Here is a 26,631-nt window from a genome sequence, read left to right on the forward strand (position 1 = left end):
GAATCGGGCAAACCAAGCGAGATGGATTGTCACCAATATGCACCAAAGTGGTCATATATTCCAGCTCCATGGACCGACATCGGTGTCAGAAATGGTGTGGTCGTGAAGCCTTTCAAAATAGTTAAAGCTTTAGTCTTATGCTGACAGCTTGTAAAGACCGTGCGCCCGGACGGTCGAGCGGAGGAGGTCGCATGAAAATTCGGCTCGAGCAGTCGAAGTGCGTGGGCCATGCCCAGTGCTACGCCGTCGACCCGGAGTTGTTCCCGATCGACGACTCCGGCTACTCCATCCTCGAGGAGCGTGAGGTGCGGCCGGAAGACGAGCAGCTCACCCGGGACGGCGTGGCCGCGTGCCCCGAAATCGCCCTGATTCTCGAAGAAGGCTGATGGCAAGCTTGCCAATCGGGAGCAATCACCGACACACTGCTTACATAGTTAACCAAGTTGACTTTGTGGAGTGTCATGCAAACACCTGATTGGCGTCCTCGGCTCGAGTTGCTACTCGCCGACTATCGACGTCAGCAGGCCGACGTCGCTCGGTCGGGCGAGAAGTCCGACCGCATCGAGGTGGCCCGTGCGTGGCATGCCCAGCTTGTCGACCACCGGTTGGCGGCGCCCGGGTGGCCCCGCGAAGTCGGTGGACTCAACCTGTCGCTGGCCGATCAGCTGGACTACTACCGGATGACCACGGAAGCAGGGGCGCCCCCGCATCCGTGTCCGTTGTCGTTCATCCTCGCCCCGACGCTCATCGCGCACGGCACCCGGGAGCAGAAGGATCGTTTCCTCACCCCGCTGCTGCGCGCGGATGAGTTCTGGTGTCAAGGGTTTTCCGAACCGGGGGCAGGCAGCGACCTGTCGTCATTGTCCACCCGCGCGGTCCGCGACGGCGACGTGTACCGGGTGACGGGCCAGAAGGTGTGGACCACGATGGCCGACCGCGCCGACTGGATGTTCGCGCTGGTTCGGACGAGCTCCGGTGCGAAGCCATCCGACGGCATTACCTACCTGCTGATCCCGATGAAAAGCCCCGGGATCACCGTGCGTCCACTGCGCGACATCAGCGGCGCGGCGCACTTCGCCGAGGTCTTCCTCGACGATGTCGCGGTGCCCGTCGAGAATGTGGTCGGCGATGAGGGCGCGGGGTGGTCGATCATGCGCACGTCGCTGGGCCACGAGCGGGCCACCGCTTTTCTGGCCGACGAATTCAAGTACCGTCGCACGGCCGACCGGGTGATCGATCTCGTCGTGGCGCAAGGGCTCGGCGACGACCCACTGGTCCGCCAGGACGTCGCTCGGCTGGAATCCGGCGTCCGCACCATCGCCGCCAACAGCGCCCGCGCGCTGGCCGCCGTGTTGCGCGGCGAGGATCCCGGCGGTGTGGCGTCGGTTAACCGATTGGTGAAGTCGGAGTTCGAGCAGCACATGCATGCACTTGCCCTGCGCGCGGCCGGTCCCCATGCGGCGCTGGGCAGCCGCGCACCCGACGCCGTGGACAACGGGCGCTGGACGTTTGGCTATCTGATGAGCCGGGCGACCACGATCGGCGCGGGAACCGCGGAGATCCAACGCAATACCATCGCCGAGAGTGTGCTCGGGCTGCCGTCGCACCGTGGCGAGGTCACCCGGGCGGCCGCTGTCACGCCCGGCACCCCGCTGGCCGTGCCCGAGGAAGACGAACGCGAGCTGCGCGGGGTACTGGCGGCGACACTGCAGGCCAAGGTGGACGTATCGGCATTGCTCGACCGCAAGCGTCCCGTCGATGCGGCCGAGCCCGAAGTGTGGTCGGCGCTCGTCGAATTCGGCCTACCGGGTCTTGCCGTCGACGAAGCCCTGGGCGGCGCCGGAGCCCGACCACGCTTGCTGTACGCCGCCGTCGAAGAGGCCGCCAAGGCCTTGGCTCCGGCACCCCTCGTCCCGACGGCGATCGCGCTCGACGTCGCGTTGCATTGCGGCGCAAAGGCTTTGGTCCAGCGAATCACGGGCGGCGCAACGGCGGCGTTCGCTGTGCCCGTCAATGACAGCGGCTGGGTGACCAGCGGCCCTGGGCTGCCCGAGTGGGACGGAGCCGGACTCTGCGGCCGGGTCCCGATCGTGGCGGGAGCACCACACGCCGAGGTGCTGGTGGTATTGGCGCGCGTCGCAGCCGGGGCCGGTGAAGTGTTGGTGGCCGTCGACGCGTCCGCCGACGGCGTGGAGGTAGCGGCCCATCAGCCACTCGACCTCACGGGCACGATCGGTGCGGTGAGCTTCAGCGGGGCGGCGGGTGAGGTGCTCGCTGACGGAACCGATGTGCCTCGGGTGTTGGACGTGGCGCGCCGCCGGGCGGCCCTGGCCGTGGCTGCGGACTCGATCGGTGTGGGCTCGCGCGCTTTGGCGATGGCCGCCGACTGGGCACGCGAGCGGCATCAGTTCGGCCGCCCCATCGGGAGCTTCCAGGCCGTGTCGCACCGGTGCGCCGACATGCTGGTCGCGCTCGAGGGTGCCCGCAGCCAGGTCCTCGAGGCCGCCGAGGCCGACCTCGAGAAGTCAGGCTACCTAGCGGATTTGGCCGCCGCGGCCGCACTCGATGCCGGTGTCACCGCCACCGAGGGTGCGTTGCAGATCCACGGCGGCATCGGCTTCACCTGGGAGCACCCGATCCACTTGCTGCTGCGTCGCGCCCAGTCCAACTCCGTGTTGGTCGGCCGCGCCGACGCCCTGCGGGACCGGGCGGCCGGCGAATTGTTGGCGCCGTATCGAGAACGGCACTCCGAACGGCGCTGAGTCACTGCGACTTTCGTACCGAACAGAAAGACGAAACGTGGAATACGGAATGAGTCCCGAACTGGAGGCCTTTCGCGCCGAGGTGCGGGCTTTCATTGCGGAGCATGCACCGCCCATACCTCCGCGCGCGGGCGTGCGCAGCGCCGAGAACGAAGCCGAACTCAAGGCGCTTCAGGATTGGACGGCGTGCCTGTTCGAAGCCGGCTATGTCGGCGCCGACTGGCCCGTGGAGTTCGGCGGCCGTGACGACCGTTCCGCTGAACACGCCATCGTGGTGGGCGAGGAGTTGGCCCGGGCCGCGGTGCCGGGCGTGCCGAGCGGCAACGCGCTGGCATCGCATGCGCTGATCCACTACGGCACCGATGACCAGCGCCGCAGGCATCTTCCCGAGATCCGTGCGGGTCGACAGCTGTGGTGCCAATTGTTCAGCGAGCCCGGTGCAGGAAGCGACCTGGCGTCGCTGCGCACCCGCGCTGTGCTCGACGGTGATACCTACACCGTCAACGGGCAGAAGGTGTGGACCACCGACGGACACTGGGCCGACTACGGATATCTGTTGGCGCGCACCGATTCCGACGCCCCCAAGCACAAGGGCATCAGTGCGTTCATCCTCGACATGTCCAGCCCGGGAATCACGGTGCGCCCGCTGCGCGAGCTGACCGGCACCTCGGACTTCAACGAGGTCTTCTTCGATTCCGTCGGGGTGCCGGCCGAGGCGATGATCGGACAACCAGGGCAGGGCTGGGCGATCGCAAACGCCACGTTGGGGCATGAACGCACCAGCGTGGGCGCCGCGGTCGTCAAGTTGAGGCTGGCCATTGACGCACTGGTGCAACTCGCCTCGCGGCTTACCGTCGACGGTCGCCCCGCGATCGACAACGACCGGGTCCGTGACCGGATCGGTGAGTTCAGCGCCGAGGTGGAGGCGCTGTCGGCGTTGACGTACGCCAACCTCACTCGTTGGCTGCGTGGCACCGAGCGCATGCACGACGGCGCGATGGCCAAGCTGATGTTCAGCGAGCTGAACCTGGAGATGGCGCGCTTCGCAGTCGAACTCGGCGGCGAGGCAGGCGTTCTGGTGGAGGGCGATCCGGACGTCCTCGATGGCGGCCGCTGGCAGGACGAGTGGCTGTACGCCAGGGCCTACACGATTGCCGGTGGTAGTTCGGAGATCATGCGCAACCTGATCGCCGAGCGGGGCCTGGCGCTGCCGCGGGATCGGCGTTGAATGTCAGACCGTGAGAAGCGCCGCGCGGTGCTCGGCGACGCTCCCGTTGAAGGCCTCGTCGACCTTGATCCGGCGCAGGAACAGGTGCAGATCGTGATCCCAGGTGAAGCCGATGCCACCGTGCACCTGCAGCGCTGTTCCGGCCACCTTGGCGGCAGCGGACTTCGCGTACGCCGCCGCGGCGGACGCGGCCCGGGACCGGGCGGCGGTCGAAGCGGTGTCCAGCGCGAGCGCCGCGGCCCACAGCGTGGCCCGGCCGGCCTCCACCGCGACGGCCATGTCGGCGCAGTGATGCTTGACGGCCTGAAACGAGCCGATCGGCGCGCCGAACTGCTCCCGCTGCTTGGCGTACGACACCGTCATGTCGAGCAGTCGGGCCGCCGCGCCCAACGCGTCGAATGCCCGGTGCACCGCCAAAGCGTCGCGCAGCAGGGCCAGCGTGCCAGCGGGCAACCGCGTCCAGTCGGCGACCGTCGCGTCGAGGACCACTCGTGCCCACGACCGGCTCAGGTCGAGCGTCGAAATCCGCGACAGCGTCGGGGCATCGAGCACCGCCAGGTACTCGCGGTCGTCCGCTTGGCCTGCGACCGCGATGGAGTCCATATCGGCGGCCATCGGCACCGGACGGGTGACGCCCGCCAGCCGCAGCGCATCGCCATCAAGGCTGGCGTCGGGACCAAGCGCCAATCCGGTCAGTTCGCCGTCTTCGGCGGGCGAGTCGACGTGGTCGAGCAGCCACGCCGCGATGTTCAGATCCGCCACCGGAAGCGAGCTCATCGCGTATCCGTGCTCCTCGGTGACGACGGCGAGATCCACATGGGTGCCGCCCATTTCGTGCGTCAGCAGCTGCAGCAGGCCCGATTGCGCCGCACGCGCGACCGCCGCGGGATCGACGGTCACCGCGGCCGAGTCCAGCGTCGCGCGGACCCTGGCGATGGGGTCGTTTTTGGTGAGCCACGCCCGCTCCGCCGCGGCGAGTTGATCCTGTTCGTCCGTCAAGCCGAAGTCCATCGCAAACGCCTTTCACAAAGTTGACCTAGTAAACCATGTCCACTAGTTTCAGGAGAACGGCCATCCGCCGCGGAAGTCGATCCGGAAAGTCACGATGACGAGCATTCACGATGCGCTGGGACGGCTCTGGGGCGCTAACGACGGCGACCGCATGCTGGAGCGCGACGGACACTGGACGTCTTGGGGTTCCGTTCGGTCACTCACCGAACGGATCGACCGGGAACTGACCGTGGCCGGGTGTCAGACCGGTGGCCGAGTCGCCGTCGTGCTCTCCAATCGCTTGGAGTCTGTCGCGGCGCTCATCGCGATCTTCCGGGGCGGACGCACGTTGGTGACCATCAGCCCGCTGCAGCCGCCGGACCGGCTGAGCGACGACCTCGCGGCGTCCGCCGCTCCCTTCGTCCTTGCGCCGGCCGCGTTGTGGTCCGACGAGGTATTCAACCGCGCCGTCGCCGATCTCGGGGCGACCGGCTGGAGGCTCGACGATGGCGAACTCGATCTGCAGGTACGGGGCACGACGGAAGCGGTGAGCGGCGATCCCGCGGTAGCCATCGAGATGCTGACGTCGGGCACGACGGGTGCCCCGAAGCGCATCCCGCTGACCCGCACGCAGCTCGAGGCTTCCCTGGCTTCGGCGTTGCGGCACAACGATCGTCCGGACGTCAGAACCAAGCCGCCGCTGACCGGAACGGTCGGCCTGGTGACGTTGCCGATCGTGCACATCGGCGGGCTGTGGTCGTTGTTGCAGTCGCTGGTCGCGAGCCGTCCGATCGCGATGCTCGATCGATTCACGCTGCAGGGCTGGCACCGCGCGGTGAAGCAGTACCGGCCCGCGGTGGCCGGACTGCCCCCGGCGGCGATGCGATCGGTGCTCGACTCCGATATCCCGCGAGAGGATTTGGCGAGCATCCGTGCGATCAATGCGGGTACCAGCCCCGTCGACCCCGCGTTGGTCGATGCGTTCTTCGAGCGGTACGGCATTCCGATCCTCGTCGTCTACGGCGCGACCGAGTTCTCCGGCGCCGTGGCCGGGTGGACGGTGAGCGACTTTCACGCGCGGTGGGGCGACAAGAAGGGCAGTGTCGGACGTGCCTTTCCCGGCGTGCGATTGCAGATCGTCGGCGAGGACGGCGCGGTCCTCGGCGTCAATGAGAGAGGCAGGCTGCAAGTCGCCACGCTGCAGGCCGGCCGAGCCGGAGGCTGGGTCACAACCAGTGACCTGGCACATCTCGACGCCGATGGTTTCCTCTACATCGACGGCCGCGCGGACGATGTGATCGTGCGCGGCGGCTTCAAGGTGTCCCCGGAGACCGTCGTCCGCGCGCTGCGTGCGCACCCGGCGGTGGCAGATGCCGCCGTCGCACCCATGCCGGATCAGCGGTTGGGCCAGATTCCCGTTGCCGCAGTCGAATTGATGCCCGGGGCGGCCACCGATGGCGAGGCACTCCGGGAACATTGCCGGACCACGCTGACGCCCTACGAGGTGCCGGCCCGCATCTTCGTCGTCGATGCGCTTCCCCGCGGGGCTGCGCTCAAGGTCGACCGCCGCCGTCTGATCGCAATGCTCGAGGACCTTGAAGTCCCGGCTGAAACTCTAGCAACGCCAACCTGATTAGAAAGAGAAATCATGGGTCGAGTAGAGGACAAAGTTGTTCTGATCACTGGCGGCGCCCGCGGTCAGGGCCGCAGCCACGCCGTCAAGCTGGCCGAGGAGGGTGCTGACGTCATCCTCTTCGACATCTGTCACGACATCGAGACCAACGAGTACGCGCTGGCGACATCGCGTGATCTCGAAGAAGCCGGTCTGGAGGTCGAGAAGACGGGCCGCAAGGCCTACACCGCCGAGGTCGACGTCCGGGACCGGGCGGCGGTGAGCCGCGAACTCGCCAACGCGGTAGCCGAATTCGGCAAACTCGACGTGGTGGTCGCCAATGCCCGCATCTGTCCGTTGGGTGCCAATCTGCCGGTTCAGGCCTTCGCCGATGCCTTCGACGTCGACTTCGTCGGTGTCGTGAACACCGTCCACGCCGCGCTGCCATACCTGACATCCGGCGCGTCGATCATCACCACCGGGTCGGTTGCCGGCCTCATCGCGGCCGCACAGCCACCTGGGGCGGGAGGCCCCGAGGGGCCGGGCGGCGCGGGCTACAGCTACGCCAAGCAGCTGGTGGATTCCTACACCTTGCAGCTCGCCGCGCAGCTGGCGCCAAAATCTATCCGCGCCAACGTCGTTCACCCCACGAACGTGAACACGTCCATGCTCAACAGTGCGCCGATGTACCGGCAGTTCCGACCGGACCTCGAGGAGCCGGCCCGCGACGACGCCCTGCTGGCGTTCCCCGCCATGCAGGCGATGCCCATCCCCTACGTCGAAGCTTCGGACATCTCGAATGCGGTCTGCTTCCTGGCCTCGGACGAGTCCCGGTATGTGACGGGCCTGCAGTTCAAGGTCGACGCCGGCGCCATGCTGAAGTTCTAGGAGGATCGATGACCACCACCGAGAAGCAAGGCGCCGACGCGGCTGCCGAAGAGGGCCGCATTACCGACGAGGACATCGAACGTGCCACGTTACAAATCGGAATCCCGGTTCATCAGCGCGACGAAGCATGGCACAAGCTGCCGTCTGGCGACGCCATCACGCACTTCGCGTTCGGCTGCGGTGACGACAACCCGCTGTTCCACGATCCGACGTACGGACCGTCGACGCGCTGGCACGGACAGATCGCGTCGCCGACCTTCCCGATCACGACCGGCCTGGACCAGACTCCGAAGTTCACCGATCCGGAGCGAAAGAAGCTGTTTCGCGGGCTGTTTCGCGGGACCGGCAAGTACTACTCGGGGGTGAAGTGGACGTGGTATCGCCCGATCTACGCGGGTCGGCCGGTGCTGGCGGAGAACTACACGCTGGACGTCCAGGTGAAGGAGAGCGAATTCTCCGGTGGGCGTTCGGTGAAGGAAACCTACCGCTACCTGTACGTCGACATCGACGGCAACCCCATCGCGACCCGCGACGAGTCCTACATCAACGCTGAGCGTCAGGGCTCGAAGAAGTCGGGGAAGCTCAAGGACATTGCGCGCAAGCACTGGACTCCCGAAGAGTTCGCCCAGGTCGAGGAGGAGTACGAGGCGGAACGGCGGCGAGGCGCTGATCCGCAGTGGTGGGAGGACATCTCGGCCGGCGACGAGCTTCCGGGAATCATCAAAGGCCCGCTGACCGTCGTCGACATCATCTCCATGCACATGGGGTGGGGCTGGGGTGGCTACGGCGTGGGGCCGCTGAAGTTCGCCCACCAGTTGCGCAAGCGGATGCCCGCTTTCTACCAGCCGGATGAGCATGGTGTCCCCGACGTCGTGCAAAGACTGCACTGGGATGCCGGACGTGCTCAGGCACTGGGCATTCCAGCACCGTACGACTACGGCCAGATGCGTGCCGCGTGGGTGAGCCACCTGCTGACGAACTGGATCGGTGACGACGGCTGGCTGGCCGAGATGGACCTGCAGCTGCGTGGCTTCAACTACCACGGAGACGTGCACCGCTGCAGCGGCACGGTCACCACGAAGGGCGACGGGGCCGACGACCCAGTGTCACTGGACGTCTTTGCCACCAGCCAGCGTGACGAAACCACCACGCGGGGGACCGCGAAGGTATTGCTGCCGTCGAAGACGACCGGCGCCGTGGTGCTGCCGATCCCGGATGTCGACCTCAGAAGGCGTGGTGCGCAGGTTGTTTCGCGGGTGTCTGGCAAGGTCGGTGAAGAGATGCGACGACTGTATGGAGAGTGAGACCAAAACATGAAGAGACTCGTCATGGAGCCGGAGCACGAGGCGTTCCGCGAGACCGTCCGGCAGTTCATCGATCGTGAGCTGATACCCAACGCCGAGCGGTGGGAGAGTGACCGCCTCGTCGATCGCTCGGCGTTCGTCGCCGCAGGCAAATATGGCCTCATCGGGTTCAACATGCCGGAGCAATACGGCGGTGGCGGCGTCGACGACTTCCGGTTCAACGCGGTCATCGACGAGGAGATCGCCCGCTACGGAGGGCCGGCGCCGTCGCTGAGCCTGCAGAATGATGTTGTGGGGCCCTACTTTTCGTCGTTGGCCAACGACGAGCAGAAGGATCGCTGGCTGCCGGGCATCATCAGCGGCGAACTGATCGTCGCCGTCGCGATGACCGAGCCCGGCGCGGGCAGCGACCTGGCCGGTATCCGTACCTCGGCCATCCGTGATGGCGACGACTGGATCATCAACGGCGCCAAGACGTTTATCTCCTCGGGTATCAATGGCGACCTGGTGGTGGTGGTCTGTCGCACCGACCCCGAGGCCGGGCACAAGGGGTTCACGTTGCTCGTCGTCGAGGCGGGCATGGAGGGGTTCAGCCGCGGCCGCAAGCTCGACAAGATGGGATTGCACTACCAGGACACCGCCGAATTGGCCTTCGAGAACGTGCGGGTGCCGTCGGCGAACCTCCTGGGCAAAGAGGGACGCGGCTTCTATCACCTGATGCACAACCTCCCGTCGGAACGGTTGTCCATCGCTGTCTCGGCCATCGCGGGTGCCCGCGAGACCTGGCGGCAGACGTTACAATATGCCAAGGACCGCAAGGCTTTTGGCCAGTCGATCGGTAGCTTCCAGCACAACCGATTCCTGTTGGCCGAGATGGACACCGAACTCGAGATCGGCGAGCAGTACATCGACAGGTGCCTTCAGGCGGTCGTGGACGGGGAACTGACTGCGGTCGAGGCGTCGAAAGCCAAGTGGTGGTGCACCGAGACCGCTAAGAAGGTGATCGATGGTTGCGTTCAGCTGCACGGTGGCTATGGCTACATGACGGAATACCGGGTTGCGCGCGACTATATGGACAACCGCATCATGACGATCTTCGGTGGCACCACCGAGATCATGAAGGACATCATCGGACGCGACCTCGGCTTATGATCCCGTTGTGGTGAACGGCGTCTCGGTCGAGCACGACGGCGCGGTGCTGCGGATCCGGCTGGACCGGCCGGAGAAACTGAACGCCGTCGACACCCCCATGCTCGACGAGGCTTGGGCCCACATCCGCGGCGCCGCGGCGGACAAGTCAGTCCGCGCGGTACTGCTCACTGGCGCCGGGCGGGGGTTCTGTTCCGGCGGCGACCTCACCGGCGGCGACACCGTCGGCGCGGCCGATGCCGCCAACGGACTGGTCCGGGCGATCATCTCGCTACCCAAACCGGTCGTTGCAGGCGTACAGGGTGGGGCGGTCGGATTCGGCTGCGCGCTGGCGCTTTCCTGCGATCTGGTGGTGGCCGCGTCACCGGCGTACTTTCAATTGGCCTTCGCCCGGGTAGGACTGATGCCGGACGGTGGTGCGTCAGCGCTGCTGCCGGGGCTGATCGGCCGGGTGCGCACGGCGCGCATGGTGATGACCGCTGAACGAGTCTCCGCGGCAACCGCGTTCGAGTGGGGGATGGTCTCGCACCTCGCTGGCAAGGACGATTATCAATCTGTGCTGGCCGACGTGCTGCGGTCGATCTCCGGCGGTCCGACGTTGGCGTTCGGCTGGACAAAGCGTGCGCTGGCCGCAGCAACCCTCGGCGAACTCGAAGCGGTTCAGGCCGTCGAGGCCAAGGGGCAGTTAGCGTTGATCGACACCGCGGACTTCCGCGAAGGTGTGCGCGCCTTCCGTGAGCGGCGCGACCCGGAATTTCGCGGGCACTGATTATTCGCGCATTGAACAAAGGAGAGGCGAAGTGACAACCTCGACGGTACGAGTAGACGGCCTGGACATCGAATACACCGAAACGGGGCAAGGACCAACCGTCCTGTTCGTGCACGGTGTCTACGTGACCGGCGCCCTGTGGAACGACGTCGTGACCGAACTCGGTGCTGGGTTTCGGTGCATCGCGCCAACCTGGCCGCTGGGCGCGCACAGCACACCCACCGATGGCGCCGACCTGGGCGCCGAGGCGGCCGCTCGGCGCATCGTTCACTTCATGGAAGCCCTCGATCTGACCGATGTCACCGTGGTGGCCAACGACACCGGTGGCGGCCTGGTGCTGGCGTCGCTGGGTGACCCAACTCTGGATACATCCCGGATCGCCCGGCTGGTACTCACCAATTGCGATAGTTACGAACACTTTCCGCCCGGCTCGTTCGTTCAGATCGTCAAGCTGTGCCGACTTAGCTCCACATTAGGTGGAGTAGTTGTGCGCCTGCTGGCGACCGGACCGGGGCAGGCCTTCTTCCTCAAGGCCGTATCCAAGCACCCTCCGGCCCCGGAGCGGCAGCGGGAGATCTTCGGAGCCTTCGCCACCAGCGCAGCCGCCCGTCGCGACGCCGTGACAGTGACCGCGTCATTGGATCCGGCCCTGACATTGCGTGCCGCGCCGGCGATCGAGGCATTCGACCGACCCGTCGTCCTGGCCTGGGGCACCGAGGATCAGCTGTTCCCCCTTGGCCATGCTCGTCGCCTACGCGATGCATTCCCGCATGCCACATTGACCGAAATCCCCGACTGCTCAACCTTCGTCATGATCGATGCGCCCGGCAAACTCGCCGAGGCGATCCGCGGGCGGGCCGAGTAGCTAGCCCCGATGTCCTTCGACTACGCCGCGTTGCGCAGCGTTTGGTACCGGGAGGGGTGGTTCTCGTCACGGACGTGCATCGACGCGTTCGAGGCGGGTGCGCGCGATCGCGGTTCGACCCCGGTCGACTTCGCTTCGGCGGTCTCGGTGCTCAGCGTGACGGTCGCCGATATCCACGACGCGGCGTTAACATTCGCGGCCGGTCTTCAGCGCCTCGGCGTCCGCCCGGGGGACGCGGTGGCGGTGCAGCTGACCAACCGGGTGGAATGTGCGGTCGCGTACCAGGCCGTGCTGTTGAGTGGCGCGGTGTTGGTGCCAATCGTGCACATCTATGGGCAGGGTGAGGTCGGTTTCATCGTCACGCAGTCGGGGGCTTCGGTATTGATCACTGCCACAAAATCCATTGCAAAAGCATTGACTCCAGTGTTACGCCACGTCGTGGTGGTGGACGCCGAGCCTGAATCGGGTTGGTTGGTGTGGTCGGACGTCTGGTCCGACGGGTATGCGCGGCCCGACGTCAGGTCCGACGACGTGTGCCTGCTGATGTATACGTCGGGCACCACCTCGGCCCCAAAAGGTGTCCAGCACACCCACAACACCGTGCTCGCCGAACAGGCGACGATGCCCGCGCTGATCGCCGCTGAACCCGATGACGTGTCGCTAGTCAGCTTTCCACCCGGGCACATCGCGGGAGTGGGAAGTATGTTGCGCGCCTTGATGACAGGGTCGCGGACGGTGTTCTTGGAGAAATGGGATCCTCGACGCGCGGTCGAGGTCATTCGCGACTTCGGGGTCACCTCGACTGCTGGTGTCCCGACTCATCTGCAGGGCATCCTCGAACTCGGTTGTACCAACGGTGAACTCGCTACGTTGCGGGAGTTTCTCGTCGGTGCGGCGCCCGTGACCGAGGAACTCGGTGAGCGAGCCGCCGCCGCCGGAATCGCGACGTTCCGCTCCTACGGCGCGACAGAGCACCCGACTGTTAGCGGGGCGCACACCGACGAGCCGCGGTGGGCCCGGCTGCGCACGGACGGTAGGCCGATGCCAGGTTCGGTGGTGCGCATCCTTGCTGCTGATGGTTCCGAGGCGCCCACGGACACCGATGGTGAGGTGGTGGTGCGCGGTCCGGAGCAATTCGTTGGCTACCGCGACGCGCAGCTCGACGACGAGGCCTTCAGCGACGACGGGTGGTTCCGTACCGGGGATCTGGGCCGCCTGGACGCCGACGGCCGGCTGATCATCACGGACCGAATCAAGGACGTCATCATCCGGGGCGGCGAGACGATTTCCTCGGCTCAGGTCGAGGACGTGCTGTCCGCGCATCCCGCGGTGTCCGAGTGTGCGGTGGTCGCGGCGCCCGACGCCCGGTTCGGGGAGATCGTGGCGGCCGTGGTGGTGCTCAAACCCGATGAGCGACTTGACATCGAAGCGCTACGAGGTCACTTCGCCGCCGCCGGCCTGGCGAAGCAGAAGGTGCCCGAACGGCTGGTCGTCGTCGATGCCCTGCCCCGTACGTCGCTGGGCAAGGTACGCAAGGCCGAACTGCGTGCCCAGCATTTTTCCGGAGCAATGCTTGATGCGCAGCGGGGGTGCTCGCGAGAGCAAACGTGACAGTGTACTGGTCATAGTTCCCACATCCCGCGGACGGGAGTTCTCGCGTGGCAGGTCCGGTGAAACTGGTCATCGGTGCGCGGCTTCCTCGGCTGGTCAGTTGCCAATCGCTGGCGCCGCTCGCGAGAACGTTTCGTCGGTCAGTTGGGCGACGAGGAAGGCGGCGATGTCGGCTCGCGACATCACGGATCCCAACTTGTCGCGGCCGAGAAAGCCAGCGCGCACAGTACCTTTCGGCCTCCCGCTGGTGGGTCGGGTGATCCGCGCGATGGTCCAGTCGAGATCGGACTGGGTGACCGCCGTTGTCATGCCCACCAATTCGTTCAGCGCTTTGGGAAACAGCAGTCCGGCAACGACCGGCAGGACCTTGGCTTTCAGGGTGGGGCTGTCGCGCGCATCGGGCACTGACGGAGTCGCCAGCCCGAAGTAGCGTTCGACGTGTTCGGTCTGCATGGCGCCGACGATGTTCCGTGTGCCGTCGGTCACCGGAGTGCCCGTGGAACCGCGTCGCAGCAGGGGACCGAGCGCACTGATCACCGCATCCGAGCCGCGGACCGCCTGCCGGATCCGCGCCTCGTCGGACAGCTCACCGGTGACAGTCACCAGGTGTGGATCGCTGTGGCCCAGCTTGCCGGGATTGCGGACGTACGCGGTCACGTCGTGGTCGTCGGCCAGCAGGTCGCCGACGACCAGCCGACCGATCTGTCCGGTCGCGCCGAAGACGGTCACTTTCATGTCAGTGCCTTTGTCGAGCAAGTTGCCAGCGGAAGATTACATGTTGCTAGGAGACCTCGACATTGCTTACCTAGTAACCTATGTTGGCATTGAGCCGCTCTGGTATCGGCATCGGAGGGACTCTGCAGCGCAAGGGCGCCATGTCAGCGCGGCCACCAGGACAGAGGTGAGCGGATGCAGAAACCGATGACCGGTGTGCGTGTGCTCGAAGTCGCGCAATTCACCTTCGTGCCCTCGGCTGGTGCCGTGCTGGCCGACTGGGGCGCCGACGTCATCAAGATCGAGAACCCGGTCACAGGAGATGCGCAGCGGGGACTCGTCACCGTCGCCGGTCGCTCTGCCACCACGCCAGGAGTCTCGTTCTCGCCCACGATCGAGGCCCCCAACCGCGGCAAGCGCAGCGTCGGACTGTCCTTGGCGTTGAAGCAGACTCGGCCGGTGTTTGAGGAACTCGTGCGGCGCAGCGACGTCTTCCTGACCAACTTCTTGCCCCAGGCGCGGGCCAAACTACGCATCGATCTGGATGAGGTACGGCGTATCAATCCGTCGATCGTCTACATCGCGGGCAGCGGCTTCGGGGGCGAAGGGCCCGATCGCGAGACGGGCGCACACGACGCGACGGCGTTCTGGGCGCGGGCCGGCAACGCCGACGGGGTCACGCCGACGGAATCCGAGGTGCCGACGGGGATGCCGGCGGGCGCGTTCGGCGACAACATAGGCGGCATCACCATCGCGGGTGCGGTGGCCGCCGCTCTCTACGGCAGGCAGACGACTGGGCAGACTTCCGTCATCGACGTGTCGCTGCTGGCGGTCGGGGCGTGGGCCAACCAGTCTAGCGTCAACCTCGCCATGCTCTACGGTTGTCCGCTGCCGAAGATCGACCAGCGGACGCAGGCGCCTGGCAACCCACTCACCGGAGCGTACCGGTGCTCGGACGGCCGCTTCATTCAGCTTTCGATGCTTCAGCCCACTCGGCACTGGGCATCCGTCTGCCGACTCTTCGGACTCGAGGCAGCCGCCGCGGACGAGCGATTCGCCTCGCTCGAGTCGTTGGCGGCACACGCGGACGAGGCCACCGCGTTGCTCGCCGACGCCATCGCATCGCGGACCTTCGGCGATTGCACGCGGCTGCTGAGTCTGCTACGGGGCCAGTGGTCTCCGGTGCAGGACGCCTGGGAGGTCGCCCACGACGAGTCGTTGATCGCCAACGGTCGCATCGCCGACCTTCGGGACGCTCAGGGAAATGAGCAACGGCTGGTGGCGAACCCGGTGAAGTTCGACGAAGCCGCCGCCCACCTGACGCGTGCGCCACTGTTCGCTGAGCACACCGATGAGGTGCTGCGGGAACTCGGCATGAACGACCACGACTTGATCGAACTGAAGATCGAGGGCGCCATCACTTGAGCGTTGGTCAGCCCGACACGATCGACGGTGGTGGCGTGAATCCCGGGTTCGCCAATGCCGTGTGACCCCTTTCACCGTTTGATTTCCCAGCCCGCCCAGGTGCCGATCATGAACGAGCCTTTCTCGCCGTTGCGCTGGTAATACCCTTGCGGATCAAACACTTTGGTCTCGGGATAGCGCCAGTGTTGAGCGGTCGAGGTGGCGATGCCGGTGGCCCGAACGAGGCCGAACGAGAGCCCGTAGCCGACATAGACGACGCTCATCACCGCCCACGCGATCACGAACGCGCCGACGTACGGGCGGTTGGCGAACATCCTGGTGCGCCGCGCGACTGTCTCCGACCAGGTGCGTCCGGTGTCGTCGACCCACATCAGTGGCGCGGCAACCGACAGCATGATGCCGAACAGCGCGGCCTCCCAGATCAGCGGGAACTGGTGGGGTGTCCCATTGAAGATCGAGCCCCAGGGAATGACCTGGGTGTAGGTGTAGAAACCCATCTGGACAAAGATCGCCTCCATGACGCCGTCCCACACGATGCAGATCGGTACTGCTAAGGCGAGCACGGCGAGCTTGGGTCGGCGAACCAACCAGGACCCCAATGGAGCCCTGGCGGCGATCCTGCGGTAGACCGCGAGCGTGAACCAGGCCGGGAGGAGGAAGAAGTAGCCGTAGCCGATGATGACTGCCCACGGCTCGACAGTCGGCGCGAGATTGATCCAGAACCAGTCGACATTGAAGTGGAACATCCGAGGGTCATAGGCGGCGTATGGCGCCCAGTTCATGATGGGGTCTAGCCAGGTCAGACTGGTGGTGACCGCTATCATCAGCAGCGTGGGTGTGGGCTTACCCCTGCGGCGAGATCGGACAATCGCCGTTCCCCAGACCGCGAAGAACATAACGAGCGAGCCGATCTCGAAATAGATGTACCAATTGGAGATACCGAGGAGCTCGCTACGCGCCGGGACGAACGATCCCTCGGGGCGGCCTATCCGGGTGCCCTCGACGCCGCGACTCGAATTCAGCGCGGCAAAGACGACGGCGACGACGCCGACGGCGATCGCTGCCCACGCCAGCGGGGTCAGTTTTCCGAACTGTTTCAGGCTCCGGCGGTGCGGGTCTCGTTCGAGAGTCTTCACCGAGGTCATGTGTTGCCTTTCGACGCGCCGTATTCGTCGTGGATCGACGCCATGGCCTTGAGTCGACGGGTCAGCCGGGTGGTCATGGCGTCGTTGCGGGCGGGATGGTCGGTCTCGGCTTGTATTTGCGCGAGCCGGCTGCGGGTGCGAGCGATCTCCTCGACGAGGCGCTGGCGGGCCTCATGCTTGGTGAGGAGATCTTGGTCGGTCCAGTCGGACTGGGGGAGCTGCACGATGGCATGCGCGTCGGCTCCGTCCGTCACCCCGTCTTTAGTCACGTCGCTCCTGGAAGTCCATCGACGTATCAGTGCCACAGCGATCATGCGGCGCCGCGCCGCAACGATCGAATGAGAAACAAGACAACGAAATCGCCGGCTCCTATTTCGAGGTGAAGAGGTCGCCCAGGGACTTCTGGACGTCATCGATCCCACCGTGCGCGCCCATTCCCGCGTAGGCGGCCTCGGGGCCCTTGCCATCGTTAGGCCGCCACGCGTTCCCCTCGTCGGCGTTGTGCGCCTTGAACCCGGCCTCGGGGAAGTTGTACCAACGTCGGGTGTTGTGTTCGACCATCTGGGCGACCTCGTCGTCGGGCACGTCGGCGAAGACCTCTTCGGCGCGGGCGCGACTCTTGGGCCAGAACGAGTCCGAGTGCGGGTAGTCGCACTCCCAGGTGATGTTGCCGATGCCGATGTCGTAGCGGTTCTTCACGCCGGCCTCGTCTTCGATGAAGCAGCCAGAGATGTTGCGCTTGAACAACTCCGAGGGTGCGATCGTCGGGTGAATGTTCTGGTAGTACTTGTGCTTGCGCCACACGTAGTCGGCCCGCTCGACGAGATACGGCATCCAGCCGACGCCGCCCTCGGAGAACGCCACCTTCAAGTTCGGGTGACGGTGAAACACCGGGGAGAACAGCAGGTCGGTGCACGCAGCCATCGATGTGGTCCCCATCAGGGTGATCATTACTGCGAACGGCGCTTCCGGCGCGATCTGCGGGGGGAAGCCGCCCGAACCAAAGTGCATCACCGCCGTCAGGTTGGTCTCCTCCATCGCCGAGAACACCGGATCCCAGTGGTCGGTGTGATAGCTCGGCAGGCCCAGGTTGATCGGGTTGTCCGGCAAGCCAATTGCCCGGCAGCCCTTCTCGGCGACCCGTTCGATCTCGGCGACCATCAGCGCCGGATCCCACAGCGGCACCATCGCCATCGGGATGAAGCGTGCCGGGTCGGTGGCGCACCACTCGTCGAGTGAGAAGTCGTTCCACGCTTGCACACTCAGACGCGCAAGCTCCTTGTCATCACCCTCGAGAAAGATGGTGCCGCAGAACCGCGGGAACGATGGGAAGCACAGCATTGCCTCGACGCCATCGATGTCCATGTCGGCGATGCGGGCCTTGGGGTCGTAGCAGCCCGGGATCATGTCGTCGTAGCGGACCGGTTCCAGGCCGTACTCCTCGGGCCTTTTGCCGGCGACGGCGTTGAGCCCGATGTATGGGTACGGACGGTCTTCGTAGAGCCAGGACTGCATCGGCGCCAAGCCGTCTCCGCGGGGGATCTCGACGATTCGCGGGCCTTGCTCGACGTGCTTCGACGGCAGTCGGTCGGTCCATACCTTGGGGTGCTCGATCAGGTGATCGTCGACCGACAACAACTTCATGTGCGGCTGTAAAGGCATCGCAAGCACTCCTTCGGTCACGCGATCGCTGCGGGGATGGTGACTGCATTCACAGTACGAACCGGCCTCCGAGAAAGTCAAGTGAGCACTTGACTATGCGTTGTCGTCGCGCTTAGTGTGGCTGACGTCAGGGCCCTCAGCGCGGGAGGTTTTAGGCGTGGAACTCGACCTATCGAGCATGATGACCGATCCGGCTCTGGCCAATAATCCGTGGCCGGTCTACGCAGGTTTGCGTGATCACGCCCCGGCCATCGCGGCTCCGTTCAGTCGCTCGCGCAGCGGCACCGTTGTCGTGCTCTCGCGTTACGCGGACATCCGAAAGGCGCTGAGCTCGCCCGAGTTGTTCGAGGCCAACGGCGCCAACGAGATGGGCCAGCAACGGCCGTGCATTCCGTTGGACATCGATCCGCCCAACCACGCCAAGTACCGCAAGCTGCTCGATCCGTTGTTCTCACCGCGCGCGGTGCGGGCGATGGCTGACGAGACCCGGGCGATCGCGAAGGAACTGCTGGCCGAAGTCGTCCAGGACGGCCGGACGGATTTCCACGCGGCGTTCACGGTTCCGTTCCCGTGCCGCGTTTTCCTGAATGTGGTGGGCTTCCCCGTCAAGGACCTAGACAGGTTCCTGGTCTGGAAGGATGCCCTGGTTCACGGCGAGGACGTCGCGGGCAGTGACGACTTGAACGTGCTGCGGGAACTGTGGAAGAAAACGGCGAACGAGCTGTACGCGTACTTCGACAAGCTGCTCGACCGTCGCATCGAGGATCCCGCCGACGATCTCGCGACGCGGCTGGTGCAAGCCGAGGTCGATGGAGACCCGTTGACCCGCAACGAGATGCTCGACATCCTCTTTCTGCAGATGGCCGCCGGACTGGACACCGTCACGGCCACCCTGGACTGCGTTCTCACCCGACTGGCCAAGGACCCAGAACTACAAGCGGCGGCGCGCAGCGAGCCGGAGAAGATGCGTCAGATCGTCGAGGAATTGCTGCGGATCGAGACACCGGTGTCACTGGTGTTGCGCTACGCCACCGAGGACATGGTCATCCATGACGTCCCGATCGCGAAGGGCGACCTGGTGATGCTGATGCTCGCCGCCGCCAATAACGACGACCGCGAATTTGACAACCCGGAAACGCTCGACGTCGACCGCAACAACACCCGCCACTTCGCCTTCGGCGGCGGCGTCCATCGTTGCCTGGGTTCGCATCTCGCACGCCAGGAACTGTCGATCGCACTCGAAGAGATCTTCGCAACCCTGGGGCCTTTCAGCATCCCCGAGGGCGAGGAGGTCAACTTCGTGCCCGGAATTCGTACCGCCCATAGCCTTCCGTTGGAGTGGAAGGCGTCGGTCACCACGTAGCAGTCACTTGACGGTGAGACCCGCGTCCACCGAGTGCGTGATACCGGTGATGTAGCGGCCGGAGATGCCGCACAGATAGACCATGGCTTCGGTGATGTCGCTGGGTTCGATGACGGGAACATTCGGCAACAGATTCTGCATGGTCTCGCCGAATTCGGGGTGCTCCACCGCGTATTGCATGAACTGTTCGTTGACGACCATCGGAGTCATCACCCCGGTCGGATGTACGGAGTTCACCCGAATGTTCTTCTCCGCGAGGCTGTTCGCGTAGTAGCGCATCAAGCCGACGACACCGTGTTTGGCCGCGGCATACCCGGCGGTACCGTGACTCATGGTGCTAAATCGGGCGCCGCCGGCCTTGAGCCCGGCCGATGAGCTGGTGATGACGATGGCCCCGCCCTCGGCGTTGTCCAACAACGCAGGCAGCGCGGCTTCGATGGCGAAGTACACGCCGTTCAGCATGACGTTCACGGCATCGAGGTAGGCAGACATTTCATGTGACTGGTCGCCGAGGATCGGCATGATTCCCGCATTGGCCAGGACGAAGTCCAGCCGACCAAATTCGGCCACTCCCTGTGCAACAACCGCTTTGAGTCGGTCGAAGTCGCGGACATCGGCCTGCTCAGCGACGATTCGGCGCCCAGTCTTCTCCACCAGATTGATGGTCTCGTCGAGGTCCTCGCGGGTGGCCATCGGATAGGTGACGCTGTCGATCTGCTCGCACAGGTCGACGGCGATGATGTCAGCACCTTCCTCGGCGAATCGGACTGAATGCGAGCGGCCCTGGCCGCGTGCCGCACCCGTGATGAAGGCGACTTTTCCATCAAGTCCATTGCCCATGTTCAGGTCTCGCTTTCTGTCAGCTGCGGAATCGTGCGACGAGGCGGGTGGCGCTGGCGTCTTCGTTGATCTCACGCAGCACCAGGTAGTTGACGCCGTGCCAGGCGCGCCGGTTGTACTGGCCCAGCGAGATTCGGGTTCCCGGCCCACCGGTGGCAGACGGGACGGCCTTGACTTTTTCGAGGCCCTTCATCACGCCGAGCGGAGTCAGCGTCTGGGCGAATCCGATCCCGCGTGCCATGGCGTCGGCACAGTCGAACGCCAACGTCGGGATGCAGTTCTCCTGACGGTATCCCCACCGCTTCTCGAAGCGCTCCTGCATGGCTTGTCCGACCCGGTTTTCCTCGTCGTACTGGTCGACGCCGATCCAGCCCTGCAGGCCCTTCATCCACTGTGGCACCACGTAACAGTTGATGAAGGCGGTGCACATGTAACGCGGCGGGCTGTAATCCGCCGCGATGAACGCCGAGTTCATCTCGATGCCGGGTAAGCCGAAGCCGAAGTACGCCACCGCATCCGGGTTCCTGGCTTGCAGCCGCGCGACCGTCTTGGTCAGGTCGCGATCGGTCTGGCCGACGCCCTCGCTGTGGACGATCTCTAGGCCCTCGCGCCGACAGGCGTCGGTAAAGAACTCGGCGTACTCATAGCCCGGTGCCGCACGCTCGAAGACGACTGCCACGGTTTTGAGACCACGGTCGGCGATCGCCTCGGCAATCAGGTAGCCCTCCTCGGGCAGCGATCCGTTGCCGAATCCGAACATGTACTCGTCGTACTGGCGGTCGGTGCCACTCCAGGTGATCGTCGAAACCTTGCGTGGGCCCGATGCCATATGTTCTTTGACCGCAAGGGAATTATCGCTGATCATCGGGCCGATGATGCCGACGCTGCCCTCGTCGACGAGTTCCTGCCAGGCTTTAACTACGTCGTACGCGTCGCCGCGGGGCAGCCCTTCGACATCGCGGATGATCAGCCGGGCGGGCCGGTCCAGGATGCCATTGTCCAGAGCCTCGTCGAACGCCAACCGGCACGCGTCGAGGAAGGACTGCTTGACATCCACGATCGGGAAGTCAAGACAGATACCAACTTTCACCGACGGTGATCCCGCCGGAATACCGCCGTTGATGTCGCGGCCGGTCACAACGAGTCTCCTTGCTTGTTGGTTTGCACACCCTGCGGGGTGACCACGAGGTCCAATGCACTGTGGACGGTCGGCGTGGCGTTGCACACCGCTTTGATCGCGTTGAGCGCCCGGGTCGCCGTTGCGTCGCCGCCAGGAAGCTCCCCGCCGTCCAACTCGAGCTGCACCGAGACGCTAGGGGTGCCGTCGATGTCGACATGGGTGAAACGGCGTCCCTTCGATCCCGTGGGTCGCGCGGGTGACCAGGCGTCGCCCGGCTCGTCAGGCATGGTGTAGACCCACGACATTCGCAGCCGCGGCTCACCGTCCACGATGCCGTCGAACCGCAACCGCACCGCCGCGACCGTGCCTTGCGGAATGGCGCCCGCCTCGAACTCGTAGTCTTTGTCGGCCAACGCAAGGTCCTGATACGCGTTGATGGACTCCAATTCCCAGCCGTAGCCGTCGGCCAGCATCTGCAGAGCGCCCTCGAAGTGCACTGTCCAGACGTCAGCGGGCAGGTCGGTGGTCGGGCCCTGCGGCACGGTGCCGAAACCGAGTGCCATGAACGACAACGGGTCTGAATAGGTGCCCTGTAGCACGCGTTCGGCTACCCGAACGGTGCGCGGAGCCTCGCACAGCGAGCCGAGGTACACCGGCAACGCATCCGTGGTGAACCCTGGCGCGATTCCAGTTCCCATCAAGGCAGATTGCCCTGCAGCGCAAGCCTTCTCGAGCTTGACGAGCATGTCCGGGGGCAGCGACTTCGGATAGACCAACCGGATGAATGTGGTGGTGACGACGTTCTTGCCGGACTCGAGCAGCCGGCACATCTCGTCGATGACGTCGTCGACCTCGCGGCCGAATTCGGTGGCCATGTAGGTCACGCAGTCCACATCGAGTGCGCAGAACTCGTCGAAGCTGCCGGTGGCACGCACGCCGACCGGGCCGACGCCGACGATCTCTCCGGCGTCCTTCCCGATTTTCTCTGGGCTGTGCACCAGGTGGCCGACCAATTCGATGTCAGGTCGCGCCAGGAGCTGACGCAGGACCAGTGTGCCGGTGTGGCCGGTGCCGTAGTGGGCGACCCGGTAGCGCTTCATGCTGGGGTCCCGCTGGTTGCGCGCGCGCCGACGGCCTGTCTGGTCACGACGTCTCGGCCTGCGATCGGGTCACGGATACCGGGCTCGGCTGCGATGAGATGCGGAATCGCGTTCACCGCAGCCATTCCCGTGAGCGCGATCGCGGAGTTGAGGTTCTTCTCCCCGTCCTGGGCATCGAAGCACAGCTGCATGCGCATGTTGGGGCGACCGGCCACTCGATATACGACAGCGCTGGCCGCCTTCGCAACCGGACGCGGCCAGGCGTCCGGCCACGGCGTGCTGGACACGGTCGCGAAGTATTGCACCGAGACCACCGCCTTGCCTTGGACTTTGCCGGCGAGCCGCCACCGGTGGGCGCAGATCGTCCCGGCAGCAAGCACGCCGACATTGGTGTCGAGATCGGTGGGGGCCTTGAGCGTCTCCCAATCGAGATCGATGTCGTCCAGCTGGTAGCCCAGGATTTCGGCGATGTAGCGCACCACGGTCTCCCAATCGTGGTTCACCTTGCCCGAGGCGATGCGCGCGGGCATATGGCCGTCCGGCTTCCCGAAGCCCATGGATTCGTGCAGCACCTCCCAGATCGGGTAAGTCTCGTCGAGGCCCAGTGCATACTCATCCATCCGGTAGCTGTCGACCTGACCAGCGCCTGCCAGTAGCGCGGTCGGAATGTTCAGGCTGGCGACGCCGGGTTCGCTGCCGGTGGCGTAGAAGCTGGATTGGCCTTCCCGACAAGCGCTTTCGATGGTGTCATGCCAACTCTGCGGTGCCGCGGGGGAGTAGATCATCGGGATAGTGGAGATGGTGACAACGTTAATCCCCACCCGAAGAAGTCGTGCCATGTCCTCGATGGCCTGCTCTTCGCGACGCACGGCGGTTCCGCAGTAGCAGAAGCAGTCCGGTTTGGCGGCGATGATCGCGTCGACGTCGTCGGTGGCGAGCAGGCCGATGTCGGGGAGTCCGCACAACGATCCAGCGTCGACGCCGACCTTCGCCGGTGTCGTCACCAGCACGGCGATCAGATCGAGAGCCGGGTCGTTGATGATGCCGCGCAACGCTTCCCGGCCCGTCAAACCTGTTCCGCCATGGGCTACCCGATAGGTCACCTGGTCTCTTTCGCCTCGTCGTTCAGTCGTCATTGAGTCACCGGTGGGCGTGTGCCCGGTCCGTCGACTAGGTGGACAATCCTTCGGTGACGAGGGTCGTGACACCCGGACCCGTGGCGGGTTCGATCCCCTTTACCTTGGACAGCAGCGCGACAATGGCCTCGCCCGCCGATGCCATGTACTTCACACCGCACAACTCGGCGTAGTTGACCAACGACAGCTCATCGATCACACCGAGATCCAGGTAGGGCGCAAGACGCTCCAGCACCTGTGCTGAGGTCCCGACGAACTGCACTTTGTCGATCGCCTCACGCGGGGTTCTCGCGCATACGTCGAGGGCCTCTTCGCGAGAGATCCACGGCGGGATGCAATCTCGGGAGAACATCCAGTTCTCACCGTAGGGATGGGTGAGACCCCACCGTGTGTAGGTGGCGCTGGTCGGCGTCGCCAGCATGGTGTTCCAGAGGACGAACGGATGTTCCCGTAACTCGGCGAGATTTGCTTCGTCCTCGTCGAGCACAGTGATCATCGTGACCGAAATCTTAATGCTCCCAGGGTCCCGGCCAGCGCGCTCGGCGTGCTCGCGGACCGTGGCGACGTCCTCGGCGAACCGTTCGGGGGTGTCCTCGCTGGCGCCGGGAATGTAGGTGAACCAGCCGTCGGCGTACTCGCCGATCAACTCGAGTACCTCTGGTCCGCCGCCTGCCACGTAGACCGGCGGAGGGGTGTCGCCATACGGATGAACCGCGACGATTGCGTCTTTATGCTTCCATACGATTCCTTCATCGCTGACGGGATCGGTTGTGCGAAGGAACTTCTGCACCATGCGAAGGGAATCCGACAGCTTTTCGTTTGCGCCCTTCCGTGCGATCCCGTAAGGCTTCATCTGTTTGTTCTCGCCATTGGCCAAGAGCAGGCGAACCCGGCCCTTGGTGGCGTGGTCCAGTGTCAGCAAGCTCTGGGCGATGACCGACGGCGGACGTCGGACTGCGTCGATCACTCCGTAGTGGAACTTGATGGTGCTGGTCTGAGCGGCTGCCGCCGCGATGATTGGCCCGGTGTCCATGAACGCATTGAAGGTGGGCAGCAGTGTGGCGACATCGGTGATGTCGGGTGTCCATAGTGAACTGGGATGAGTGAAGCAGAGTTGGTCACCGTAAATGATGAAGTCCATGCCTGCCGCCTCGGCCCCGACAGCCGCGCCGGTTGCGAGTTCAAAGGGCGGGAAGTGGACCCCGTAGACGCCGATCTCCATTACGTCGCCAGGGACGGCGCGCGGTCGGTCAGTGAGCTCGCGGACACCAACGAGGGAGCGATCAGGAAGCGGTCAGTGCGCTTTGCCCACCACGACGTGAGCGCAACGCAACCAATCAGTAAGCCCCACATGATGATTGCGCCGAGAGCGCCGTTGGACTGCGGGGCGCCGGATTCCGGCTGCACGGCGATCTTGCTCGGGTAGGGGACCAGGACTCCGGTTTGGGTCAACATTCCGACGTACTTGGTGATGGCGTGTGGCAGGTAGCTGGCGGCGTACACGACGTTGCACAGCACGACGTAGGCGGTGGCCTGCAGGCCCAGGCGGACGCCTGGTGATGGCGTCTTCGACTTCGCCCAGACGTCAACGAGCGAGTCGCCGGCTGGCGTGGTGTTTCCAACGACGACGGCGGCGAAGACGATGAACGTGGCCATTGCCAATGGGATGTAGGCCGGGAGCAGGCCCATGCCGTTGCTGATCGCGAGACCGGGTATCACCCGGGAGAACGTCCAGAGATGCAAGTACTGCGCCTGAAGGCCTTCGATCGACAAATCCCAGGTGATCCCAACGGCCAGTCCGCAGGACACGAAAGTGTTCACTCGATTGGTGTCGAAACGCTTGATGATCAGTTTGGCGATTCCAACCGCGATGAGTGCAGGCAGCAGGAAGTACATGATGTAGCCCGGTGGTGCGATGACCGGCAGTTGTCCCTGGGTCATGCCGATCGGCCCGATTGCCGGCAGCCGGTGAAAGTCGGGGTGAAACTGCGCGTACATGGCGTTGTCGAACGGCGCCTCGATCCACGACATCGCGAAGATTCCGAGTACGAACCATAGACCGGGGAGGATGCGTCCACGCTTGTAACTCAGGTACGTAAACGTGCCGAGCATGGAGAAGAACACCAGCCAGCACAGTGTCTCGAATACGACGACGCCCCAGTACATGGCCGCTCCTCTTCGATGAGTCCCCAAGCGATTCGAAGCGTATGACGCCGCTCACAGCAATGTCAAGCGACCACTTAACTATCTCGGTGGGTGCCAGGGGATAGCCCCTAGGCCCTAGGTTTTCGGCGGTACCGGCTGAAGCCCGTAGACGACGAAATTGGTCAATTCGTCGACGATCACGGCCTTGCTTGGTGGTTGCTCGCCCACGCCGTAGGACTCCGGCAGCAGCACGACATTGGTGATCGCCGAGATGATGCCCATTCGCAGCACTAGGCCCGGATTCGTCGACGTCAGCTCACGACGGCTGAGGAACTCGCCCATCTCGGGGCCCATGCCCTGCAGGACTTCCGCGAATTGCCGGCCGATGGTGGCGGTGTCGAAATCGGGCGGACGCTCGACGAGGACGTTGAGGATCGCACGAGCCAAGCCATGATGGCTGTCGATCAAGTCCACCACCTCAGCAACGAAACGGTGGACGATCTCCTGGTGCGGCTGAGCCCGCAAGGTGTCGTTGCGGCGCCAATCGTCGGCGAAACGTTGAAGTGTGGCGAACAACGGATTGACCACCGACGCGAGCATCAACTCCGACTTCGAGGTGAAGTATCGAAAGATCAGATTCTCTGACACGCCGGCGTTCTGCGCGATGTCCTTGGTCGTGGTGCCCCGGTAACCCCGTTCGGCGAAGAGTTGCTGCGCAGAATCGAGCAGATGCTGCTGCGCCGTGCCGCGCTTGACACGAACCTTCGCCGCGGGTTGCTGCATCCGGACAGCATATTGGGTTG

General features: G+C 64.8%; 24 protein-coding genes. 12 read left to right on the top strand and 12 right to left on the bottom strand.

Annotated elements, in window-relative coordinates; genetic code table 11:
- The first annotated feature begins 191 nt into the window (after positions 1–191).
- The 3 genes from MRAB57_RS14355 to MRAB57_RS14365 all read left to right on the top strand — a co-directional run bounded on the left by MRAB57_RS14355 (position 192) and on the right by MRAB57_RS14365 (position 3,990).
- Positions 192–386 (top strand): ferredoxin, encoded by a 195-nt coding sequence (locus MRAB57_RS14355; protein WP_077087999.1) that lies wholly within the window; start codon positions 192–194, stop codon positions 384–386.
- Between the two features lie 75 nt (positions 387–461).
- Positions 462–2,762 (top strand): acyl-CoA dehydrogenase family protein, encoded by a 2,301-nt coding sequence (locus MRAB57_RS14360; RefSeq protein ID WP_077088000.1) that lies wholly within the window; start codon positions 462–464, stop codon positions 2,760–2,762.
- 37 nt (positions 2,763–2,799) lie between these two features.
- Positions 2,800–3,990 carry an acyl-CoA dehydrogenase family protein gene (locus tag MRAB57_RS14365; protein ID WP_077088001.1) on the top strand — a complete coding sequence of 397 codons (1,191 nt, stop codon included), beginning with the start codon at positions 2,800–2,802 and terminating at the stop codon, positions 3,988–3,990.
- Between the two features lie 3 nt (positions 3,991–3,993).
- Here the strand turns inward: MRAB57_RS14365 and MRAB57_RS14370 are convergent, their stop codons facing one another.
- On the bottom strand, positions 3,994–5,001 hold the full coding sequence (locus tag MRAB57_RS14370) for an acyl-CoA dehydrogenase family protein (RefSeq protein WP_077088002.1): 1,008 nt from the start codon (positions 4,999–5,001) through the stop codon (positions 3,994–3,996).
- A 94-nt stretch (positions 5,002–5,095) separates the two neighbouring features.
- Here MRAB57_RS14370 and MRAB57_RS14375 point away from each other — a divergent pair, with 94 nt between their 5' ends.
- The 7 genes from MRAB57_RS14375 (at position 5,096) to MRAB57_RS14405 (ending at position 13,178) form a co-directional block, all read left to right on the top strand.
- Entirely contained in the window at positions 5,096–6,613 is a 1,518-nt protein-coding gene (locus tag MRAB57_RS14375; RefSeq protein WP_077088003.1) for a class I adenylate-forming enzyme family protein, read from the top strand.
- A 15-nt stretch (positions 6,614–6,628) separates the two neighbouring features.
- Entirely contained in the window at positions 6,629–7,480 is an 852-nt protein-coding gene (locus MRAB57_RS14380) for a mycofactocin-coupled SDR family oxidoreductase (protein ID WP_077088004.1), read from the top strand.
- An 8-nt stretch (positions 7,481–7,488) separates the two neighbouring features.
- Positions 7,489–8,784 carry an FAS1-like dehydratase domain-containing protein gene (locus tag MRAB57_RS14385; protein ID WP_077088005.1) on the top strand — a complete coding sequence of 432 codons (1,296 nt, stop codon included), beginning with the start codon at positions 7,489–7,491 and terminating at the stop codon, positions 8,782–8,784.
- 9 nt (positions 8,785–8,793) lie between these two features.
- Complete coding sequence (locus tag MRAB57_RS14390) at positions 8,794–9,936, top strand: acyl-CoA dehydrogenase family protein (RefSeq protein ID WP_077088006.1); 1,143 nt, start codon at positions 8,794–8,796, stop codon at positions 9,934–9,936.
- A gap of 10 nt (positions 9,937–9,946) precedes the next feature.
- Positions 9,947–10,702, top strand: a complete 756-nt coding sequence (locus tag MRAB57_RS14395; protein ID WP_077090597.1) for an enoyl-CoA hydratase-related protein — start codon at positions 9,947–9,949, stop codon at positions 10,700–10,702.
- 61 nt (positions 10,703–10,763) lie between these two features.
- Positions 10,764–11,567, top strand: coding sequence for an alpha/beta fold hydrolase (locus MRAB57_RS14400; protein WP_083743620.1), 804 nt, complete (start codon positions 10,764–10,766; stop codon positions 11,565–11,567).
- A 9-nt stretch (positions 11,568–11,576) separates the two neighbouring features.
- The gene (locus MRAB57_RS14405) at positions 11,577–13,178 is read left to right on the top strand and encodes a class I adenylate-forming enzyme family protein (RefSeq protein WP_077088008.1); all 1,602 of its coding nucleotides are present in this window, start codon (positions 11,577–11,579) and stop codon (positions 13,176–13,178) included.
- 96 nt (positions 13,179–13,274) lie between these two features.
- On the opposite strand, the gene MRAB57_RS14410 is transcribed toward MRAB57_RS14405, so the two are convergent.
- Positions 13,275–13,913 (bottom strand): NAD(P)-dependent oxidoreductase, encoded by a 639-nt coding sequence (locus MRAB57_RS14410; RefSeq protein ID WP_077088009.1) that lies wholly within the window; start codon positions 13,911–13,913, stop codon positions 13,275–13,277.
- A gap of 174 nt (positions 13,914–14,087) precedes the next feature.
- Here MRAB57_RS14410 and MRAB57_RS14415 point away from each other — a divergent pair, with 174 nt between their 5' ends.
- Positions 14,088–15,317: a CaiB/BaiF CoA transferase family protein gene (locus tag MRAB57_RS14415; RefSeq protein ID WP_077088010.1), complete on the top strand. Its 1,230-nt coding sequence runs from the start codon at positions 14,088–14,090 to the stop codon at positions 15,315–15,317.
- 71 nt (positions 15,318–15,388) lie between these two features.
- Here MRAB57_RS14415 and MRAB57_RS14420 read toward each other — a convergent pair whose 3' ends face one another.
- The 3 genes from MRAB57_RS14420 to MRAB57_RS14430 all read right to left on the bottom strand — a co-directional run bounded on the left by MRAB57_RS14420 (position 15,389) and on the right by MRAB57_RS14430 (position 18,124).
- Positions 15,389–16,462 (bottom strand): spirocyclase AveC family protein, encoded by a 1,074-nt coding sequence (locus tag MRAB57_RS14420; protein WP_077088011.1) that lies wholly within the window; start codon positions 16,460–16,462, stop codon positions 15,389–15,391.
- Positions 16,459–16,731 (bottom strand): hypothetical protein, encoded by a 273-nt coding sequence (locus MRAB57_RS14425; RefSeq protein WP_083743413.1) that lies wholly within the window; start codon positions 16,729–16,731, stop codon positions 16,459–16,461. Before MRAB57_RS14425 ends, MRAB57_RS14420 begins: the two co-directional genes overlap by 4 nt.
- Positions 16,732–16,831: 100 nt before the next feature.
- On the bottom strand, positions 16,832–18,124 hold the full coding sequence (locus MRAB57_RS14430; RefSeq protein WP_077090598.1) for an amidohydrolase family protein: 1,293 nt from the start codon (positions 18,122–18,124) through the stop codon (positions 16,832–16,834).
- 157 nt (positions 18,125–18,281) lie between these two features.
- Here MRAB57_RS14430 and MRAB57_RS14435 point away from each other — a divergent pair, with 157 nt between their 5' ends.
- On the top strand, positions 18,282–19,487 hold the full coding sequence (locus tag MRAB57_RS14435; RefSeq protein WP_157900608.1) for a cytochrome P450: 1,206 nt from the start codon (positions 18,282–18,284) through the stop codon (positions 19,485–19,487).
- A 3-nt stretch (positions 19,488–19,490) separates the two neighbouring features.
- Here MRAB57_RS14435 and MRAB57_RS14440 read toward each other — a convergent pair whose 3' ends face one another.
- From MRAB57_RS14440 to MRAB57_RS14470, 7 genes are all read right to left on the bottom strand, one after another.
- The gene (locus tag MRAB57_RS14440) at positions 19,491–20,327 is read right to left on the bottom strand and encodes a mycofactocin-coupled SDR family oxidoreductase (protein WP_077088014.1); all 837 of its coding nucleotides are present in this window, start codon (positions 20,325–20,327) and stop codon (positions 19,491–19,493) included.
- 19 nt (positions 20,328–20,346) lie between these two features.
- Entirely contained in the window at positions 20,347–21,465 is a 1,119-nt protein-coding gene (locus tag MRAB57_RS14445) for an ABC transporter substrate-binding protein (protein ID WP_157900609.1), read from the bottom strand.
- The gene (locus MRAB57_RS14450) at positions 21,462–22,547 is read right to left on the bottom strand and encodes an NAD(P)H-dependent amine dehydrogenase family protein (RefSeq protein ID WP_077088015.1); all 1,086 of its coding nucleotides are present in this window, start codon (positions 22,545–22,547) and stop codon (positions 21,462–21,464) included. Before MRAB57_RS14450 ends, MRAB57_RS14445 begins: the two co-directional genes overlap by 4 nt.
- Positions 22,544–23,650, bottom strand: a complete 1,107-nt coding sequence (locus MRAB57_RS14455; protein WP_245835918.1) for a dihydrodipicolinate reductase — start codon at positions 23,648–23,650, stop codon at positions 22,544–22,546. Before MRAB57_RS14455 ends, MRAB57_RS14450 begins: the two co-directional genes overlap by 4 nt.
- 67 nt (positions 23,651–23,717) lie before the next feature.
- Positions 23,718–24,905 carry an LLM class flavin-dependent oxidoreductase gene (locus MRAB57_RS14460; protein ID WP_077088016.1) on the bottom strand — a complete coding sequence of 396 codons (1,188 nt, stop codon included), beginning with the start codon at positions 24,903–24,905 and terminating at the stop codon, positions 23,718–23,720.
- On the bottom strand, positions 24,905–25,849 hold the full coding sequence (locus MRAB57_RS14465; RefSeq protein ID WP_077088017.1) for a spirocyclase AveC family protein: 945 nt from the start codon (positions 25,847–25,849) through the stop codon (positions 24,905–24,907). The genes MRAB57_RS14460 and MRAB57_RS14465 overlap by 1 nt, the downstream gene beginning before the upstream one ends.
- Positions 25,850–25,963: 114 nt before the next feature.
- On the bottom strand, positions 25,964–26,611 hold the full coding sequence (locus tag MRAB57_RS14470) for a TetR/AcrR family transcriptional regulator (protein ID WP_077088018.1): 648 nt from the start codon (positions 26,609–26,611) through the stop codon (positions 25,964–25,966).
- Positions 26,612–26,631: the final 20 nt, after the last annotated feature.

This window comes from Mycobacterium rhizamassiliense (assembly GCF_900157375.1).
Classification (GTDB): domain Bacteria; phylum Actinomycetota; class Actinomycetes; order Mycobacteriales; family Mycobacteriaceae; genus Mycobacterium; species Mycobacterium rhizamassiliense.